The organism is Shewanella sp. SR44-4 (assembly GCF_014163715.1).
Taxonomy (GTDB): domain Bacteria; phylum Pseudomonadota; class Gammaproteobacteria; order Enterobacterales; family Shewanellaceae; genus Shewanella.
Genome location: NZ_JACJDU010000086.1, coordinates 1 through 6392 on the forward strand (window position 1 = coordinate 1; position 6392 = coordinate 6392).

The window sequence follows — 6392 nt, forward strand, 5'->3', positions numbered from 1 at the left end:
TGTTATTTTTGTGAGTTTAATATTTTTTGTTGTGAAATAGCTCACTGTTAAAAATGTTTTTATTTGTATTATTGATTGGGTTTGTAATTTATTTGTTTATCTTCGGTTTTTATTTTACTCAATATAGTTTCTTGTTTGTAACTTAACGTTAATAAGGTTTATATGTTTAAATATAATAAATATTTTTTGGTGATATTAGCAATGAGTAATAATGCATTCTCTAATGGTGATATTGAAAGTTTTTCTGAATGGATACACAATGGTAATGTTGGAGGTACAGCGAAATCGTACTATTTCGAACAAGATTTTGACGATTCAAATGCAGAGAATAGCTCGATTTGGGTGAATGGTGGTAATGTTACTTTTAATACATCAGAGTTTAATGGGTTTAAATTGGGAGGAGAAGTACAGGGATCATACGTTAGTAACATCAATGATGATGATAGAACTGCGGGCAGTATAAACGCACAAGGACTTGTATTATCAGAAGCTTTTTTGAAATATCAGTTTGGTGGTACGGTGTTTTCTGGAGGTAGACAACACTTTTCATCACCCTTGATCGCTAACTCAGGTTCAAGATTGATAAAAGAGTCTTTTGAAATGTATCAGGTATCTTCAAGTCATTTTGAGGATACTGATATTTCGATTGGTTATGTGACTAAATATCAGACTCGAACAGATAAATCATTTTATGTTGATAATGAATTTGTTGATTTTGATTATAATGGTTCTGGTTCCCCTGGCGACTTTTATAAAATAGGCAATGATGGCGTCTTTTTCGCACAAGTTAATAAACGGATAGCTAAAAAAGTTAAAATTAACTCACAGTACGCAAATGTAATAAATGAAGTCCAAGCACTTTATGCGGATGTAGAATATACATTGCCAACTAACTTTAACAGTTATATTGCGGTGCAGTACTACAAAACTAAGTGGGATAAAAATGAACTAGTTGATAATGATCTTTTGGGCTTTAAAGTAGGTTTCAGCCAAGGGGGAGTAGATTTTTTCGCTGGTTATACATTAGCTGGAGGGAATGAAGGAGAAAATAGAGTTTTTAGAGGCATAGGTCAAGGAGCTTATTATCAGTTTACTGCAACTACTAAAACTGCGGGTGTTGCTGCATTTGAAGCGGGCACAAATTCGTATCAACTGGGGTTAGGTTCTACTATCTCTAATATTAAAGGTAAATTATTTTATACATCTTTTGACAATCCCATAGTTGGAAAAGATTTAAATGAATGGACGGTTAATCTTGCATATCAATTTGATGGTAAACTAGCTAATTGCGGTATATCAGTTGATTTTTCAATATTGGATTATGAAAATAATCAAAAAGATGCTACTGATTTAAGGACAAAATTCTCTTATAGCTTTTAGCGGTTATAACTTATTAAAAAATTTATTTTTGATAAAGGTTGATTCCCTGTCAATGTTATTTTAATTGTAAATTCAGGCCGTATTAATCTGCTTGGATTTACAATTTTACATGATAAATTACCTCTAGATGATTAAAAGTGATCAAAAACTTGTCGGTTGATAATTGTCTCAATGTCCACTTTTACAAACGACCTCCACTGGAGTGTATTTTAGAACTAAGTAAATTAAATCACAAACCGACGGATATTTTATAACTATTTTACATCACTAGCAGTAGTGGCTAAGAAATATCGGCTGCTACTTTATAAGACTACTGTAGAGGTTAAATTACGTTTGTAACTCAAACTTGTTTTTGCCCCATTATCATTTAGAGTAAAAGTTAACACACATCCTGTTAAGATAGTTTTTCCATACCAAAAGTTATCCGAATAGGCGTGCCATGAGCACGAGCAAGCAGCATAAAAAATTCACTTATTTAGGCAACAACGTCCAGGGCGAGATTGCGAACATTTATTGAACAGCATCAGGTCGTTTAACGAGCTTCCGTAGTTCGTTAAATCTTCATATTTGGGTGGTTTCTTGTTCTTTTGCTTGCAGGCTAAACGTAGAGTTCAAAAAACAAGCACTCATGCGTTTGCCCTGCAACAACGCCACGTCAGTGCAGACGTCAATCTCATTGCCGAGTTAACCATCGATCCAATAATAAAAATGCTATCTAAATTTTTTAATGACAACCGGAATCTCGTTTAATTCAAAACCTATTTACAAGTAAGTTACTAATTTAGGGAAAGATCAAGGATAGGGTAATCAATATTCTAATTTAGACAATTTTAAATTGTATTACTTATTAAAGATGTTGCACAAACTGTCATATCATTCGGTATAATCATAATCAACAAGTAGTAAATCGAGGTTTTTATGGATGGTTTAGTAACAGAGTCTGTCAATTTACTTACTTTTCTAGAGTTAGGGAAAGTACCAGATTATGAGCAATTAAAGCCTGAAGATATGGCGCTACTATTTCCAGAACAATGGTTAACCTTAACCGATGATTGGAACGGATTATATTGTCATGCACAGCAAACTGCTGAGGGTTGGTACGATCATTTACTACTTGCTCGAGTATTGCAAAATGAAGCTTCACAAGCTCTAAACCCCGATGCTTTAGCCATTAAGCAGTTAATCGTATCTCGTAATACTTATGACGCTCATAAAGACTATCCTGCCTTATTGCAAGTGTTGGATACCTTTTATCGCAATGATGACAGTTTTCAACGTTTTTTTAGTGCTGTTGCTGATGTAAACAGTCACTTAATTGAAGAAGCCGAATCATTACTCCAGTCGTTATTAGTGACATTTTCTGTGCGACAACCAAATATTGATTCACTAGATTGGGACAATCATCAACAAATGGCCGAAGCGATAAAGAATAATTGTGAATTATTTTTTTCGAGTTACTTCGATCATTTAATCCTTGCTGCTGAATTACTTATACAGTTAAAACCTAATAGTGCTGTACTCAAGCAGGTTGCACTTTGTTGGCCTCCATATGTATTGAGCTCGAGTACGGGAGAATTATTTTTTATCCGTACTTTGCTAGCGCATTGTTATAAAAACGAAGGCGTTAAATTTCTACTCGCTAATGTTGAGCACATAATGCCGGAACATTTATTGTTTTTATTGGCTCAATCGTCAGCTTCTGACTGCATCATTATGAAAAAGGCCTTTTCAGAACAATTTTCTGCACAAGGCTATTATCCTGGCGCCAATTGTTCTTTAAAAGTTTACGATGACTTTTTTATGTTAATAATTAACCGACAATAAAACAGAGGTTGCCATGTTTACCTTTAGCTCATTTGCAAAAGAAGGCTAGACAAAAACATTTTGCCTGTTTTTATTGGCTGGCAAGAGGTGTTAACGAACCGAACTTTAAAGTAGTTTTCTAGGAGCTAGATTAACAAAAAAGAGACTATAAAATTTTACAATCTCTTTTTGAGATTATCGAGAAAAATTGGATAAGTCCCTGATTAAAAAATCTTTAAACAGCGTCTGGTTGTATGGTTCTGCCAATGCAGCAAAAGCAATTACTTCACAAGTTTCTGGAAGCACTCTGTTGATGCAATTTGCTTCACTGCTTAAAAATTTAGTACTTTTTGCCTCCTTATCAATCGATTGTCTTATTAATATTAGATTTCTAGCATGCTTTGCAGAGTCATTTGTAACGATATGTTCTTTTCTTTTTAGCCCATATTTATAGCTACTTCGATGCACTTTGAATGCATTACAAATTGTGAGAATAGAGTGGCTCTGCTTGAGTGCGCTGATCAGCGTAAATTGTTCATCGAGTCTGACATCAAGAGAGCGGTAGCCTTTTTTAGGATTGGTGATTAGTGCGGCTTTAAAGATTTGGTATATATTTCCTGTAATTATATTGACCTTTATAATCAAAACACCTTGGTTTAAAGGTGTTTTCGGTGAATTTAAAGTCAATTTGATACTCAAGAGGTTATCGCAAAACGAATATCACCTGATCAAAAATGTTACTTTACCAACTGAAGATGGAACAACTCAAATTGATCATATAGTTGTATCTAAATTCGGAGTGTATATTGTCGCAACAAAAAACATGAAAGGATGGATTTTTGGAGCGGCTAACCAAAAACAATGGACGCAGAAAATTTTAATTACTCATCTAAATTTCAGAACCCAATTCATCAAAATTATAAGCATCTAAAAATATTAGAAGCAAAGTTTAACATCAGTATTGATGCGCTATTCTCAGTTGTTGTATTTATCGGTGACAGCACATTTAAAACTGATGTGCCAGAGAATGTAACTTATGCAAGTGGTTGCTTATCATGCATTTATTCACATTCTGCTGAACTGCTAAATCAACAGCAAGTTATGGAGTCCATCAAAAATATCGAATCAAGTCGTTTAGATCGAGGGTTCTCAACAAACCAAGCCCATAAGACTCATGTAAGAGATATCATTAAGCAAAAAACTAACGAAAAGCTTTGTAAAAAATACGGATCGGGTATGGTGTTACGAGAAGCTAAAAAAGGCCAAAATGCAGGCTCTAAATTTTGGGGCTGCTCAAACTTTCCCAAATGTAGGGGGGTGGAAAAATTAAACTAATTATAGCGACTATATTTTATAGATATTTATTCGTTCGGTTGAAGGCACGTATAGTTAATTTTGTCCAAAAAGTTACGGAACATGAATCATTTATGCCCCGAAATGGGTTTGACGGCTTAACTTTTCATGGGTAACTATCTATATAAAACCATTGAGGAAAACAATGAATTGCTATTTTGCACTACATAAAAATTACGACTCTGGTTCTGAATTTAGGACCAGTATGGGCTATGGTTTTAAGCCTAAAAGTACTCAAAACTGGTTTAGAAATAGCCCTGATCGTAGAAGAGTTCCTCCTGTAATAGGCAGTCTCGTATACGTAATTCAACGTCAGCAGACATCTGAGCCTTATCAGCTAGTAGGGAAGTACAAAATTATTAAGTTTGACGAACACGATATTTCACGGGGAAAAGAGAAGACTCATAGAGCCAAATTAGAGAACTTAACAGTACCCGATAAACCAATTTTACTTGACGATGCTCTGTTAGAAAAGATTAGTAAAGTAGGACATCGAACTGCTCACGATGCCCTAGTTAAAGAGTTACAAAAGCAAAATTCGTCGTTTAGACAACCGTTACAAACAAACATCATAACTATGCTCAACTGGCTATTGAAAGTTGAAACGGATGAGCCTGAAGTATCAGATGATGACAGTGATATTAGCCTCGAAGATGCTTACAAAAAGGCTGAAATGAAGATCAGACTCGGTCAGGATCGATTTCGCAAAAATGTGGAAAAAGTATGGAAAGGTAAACAATGTGCAGTCACTGGAATCAATTATGAGCCGCTGTTAATTGCTTCACATGTTGTCAGATTTAGCGAATGTCTGCCAGGTGAACATTGGGATGGCGCTAATGGTATGTTTTTAACCGCTCACCTTGATGCTCTTTTTGATAAATATCTTATTACTTTCATAAAAAAAGAGTTTGGCTTTAAAATTAAGTTGTCTAAGCATGTGGATAAAACAGCTTTGTATGAATTAAATATAAAAGGGCATGAAGTTCTGAACACTAAAGTTTTAGGACATGAAGATCATTTAAAATTTGAAGAGTACATGTTGAAACATAATGAGGCCTTCAATAGTAAAAACAAATAGAGTCTAGTACTCGCTTTCTTGAGCTTATAACAGTGCTGAGTATGAAATCCACATTGTTGGTAGATATAGCGACTTTAAGGATACTACACTGTCAGGCTCACGCTATTTTCTTTAATGTCCTCAAGTTCAGAGTTGAATCACACCAATTGCAAGCAAGGTATGCAAATCATTTATGTCGGGTAGACGACACTTGTTGCCAAGTGCCGTCCCCCTGAGAACCCAGCGTGCAACTTTTACTGCACTAGGCTCAAGCATCCACAAAGGTATCGTTAGATACCCAGCAACTTATAAAGCAGTGAGAGCCGGTTCGTTCCAAGAGTTATGGGCTTGCCTTTTTGACTTTCTCTTAGCCAAGTATTCTAGGTATTGAGGGGCAAATGGTATAGCCGCACTTCGAATTTTTACATGTCTCTCAATAGGCACTTTGGCTATTGGGAATAGATTAAATTGGCAATCCATATCCTTGACCTTCTGCCAACCGTGAAATTGCCATTGGCCTTTGCGGTTGATGAAGTATTTAAGGGCTACCCAAGTCTTAGACTTTGTTGGGTGACGCCTTACTGCCCAGTGCCATAACGAATAGAATAGTTTGTGCCCAACATACCCGAATACTTGTTTAGCAACACAATGACGGTAATAATTCGCCCACCCCCTTAGTTTCGGATTTATCAGTTTGATAAGGTCGTTAACAGGGATGGTTGCGTGCTTTTTGATGAGTTCGCGCAGGTTACTCAAGAACAACAGCGTGTTGGATTTACTCGGTTTAATGAGCAATTTT

Annotated in this window: 6 protein-coding genes and 1 pseudogene; 5 read left to right on the forward strand and 2 right to left on the reverse strand. The window is 35.5% G+C overall.

Annotation, left to right across the window (positions count from 1 at the left end; translation table 11 throughout):
* The first annotated feature begins 201 nt into the window (after positions 1 to 201).
* Together H5125_RS21190 and H5125_RS21195 are read left to right on the forward strand one after the other, a co-directional pair.
* Positions 202 to 1380 (forward strand): OprD family porin, encoded by a 1179-nt coding sequence (locus H5125_RS21190; protein ID WP_259395511.1) that lies wholly within the window; start codon positions 202 to 204, stop codon positions 1378 to 1380.
* Between the two features lie 918 nt (positions 1381 to 2298).
* Positions 2299 to 3204 (forward strand): hypothetical protein, encoded by a 906-nt coding sequence (locus H5125_RS21195; RefSeq protein WP_182745386.1) that lies wholly within the window; start codon positions 2299 to 2301, stop codon positions 3202 to 3204.
* 399 nt (positions 3205 to 3603) lie between these two features.
* Here H5125_RS21195 and H5125_RS21200 read toward each other — a convergent pair.
* Positions 3604 to 3756, reverse strand: a pseudogene (locus H5125_RS21200) (IS3 family transposase); the annotation flags it as partial.
* 7 nt (positions 3757 to 3763) lie between these two features.
* On the opposite strand from H5125_RS21200, the gene H5125_RS22265 reads away from it, so the two are divergent.
* The 3 genes from H5125_RS22265 (at position 3764) to H5125_RS21210 (ending at position 5614) form a co-directional block, all read left to right on the forward strand.
* Positions 3764 to 4114, forward strand: coding sequence for a nuclease-related domain-containing protein (locus H5125_RS22265; RefSeq protein WP_310734205.1), 351 nt, complete (start codon positions 3764 to 3766; stop codon positions 4112 to 4114).
* Complete coding sequence (locus tag H5125_RS22270) at positions 4045 to 4518, forward strand: nuclease-related domain-containing protein (protein WP_259395512.1); 474 nt, start codon at positions 4045 to 4047, stop codon at positions 4516 to 4518. The genes H5125_RS22265 and H5125_RS22270 overlap by 70 nt, the downstream gene beginning before the upstream one ends.
* Before the next feature lie 223 nt (positions 4519 to 4741).
* Entirely contained in the window at positions 4742 to 5614 is an 873-nt protein-coding gene (locus H5125_RS21210; RefSeq protein ID WP_182745388.1) for an HNH endonuclease signature motif containing protein, read from the forward strand.
* 285 nt (positions 5615 to 5899) lie between these two features.
* Here H5125_RS21210 and H5125_RS21215 read toward each other — a convergent pair.
* The coding region (locus H5125_RS21215) for a group II intron maturase-specific domain-containing protein (RefSeq protein WP_310734206.1) at positions 5900 to 6392 on the reverse strand (493 nt) is incomplete at its 5' end.

Excerpts from the sequence above, each read along its gene's own strand:
- H5125_RS22270 (WP_259395512.1), top strand. The coding sequence starts at position 4,045 with ATGGACGCAGAAAATTTTAATTACTCATCTAAATTTCAGAACCCAATT.
- H5125_RS21210 (WP_182745388.1), top strand. The coding sequence starts at position 4,742 with ATGGGCTATGGTTTTAAGCCTAAAAGTACTCAAAACTGGTTTAGAAAT.
- H5125_RS21195 (WP_182745386.1), top strand. The coding sequence starts at position 2,299 with ATGGATGGTTTAGTAACAGAGTCTGTCAATTTACTTACTTTTCTAGAG.
- H5125_RS21190 (WP_259395511.1), top strand. The coding sequence starts at position 202 with ATGAGTAATAATGCATTCTCTAATGGTGATATTGAAAGTTTTTCTGAA.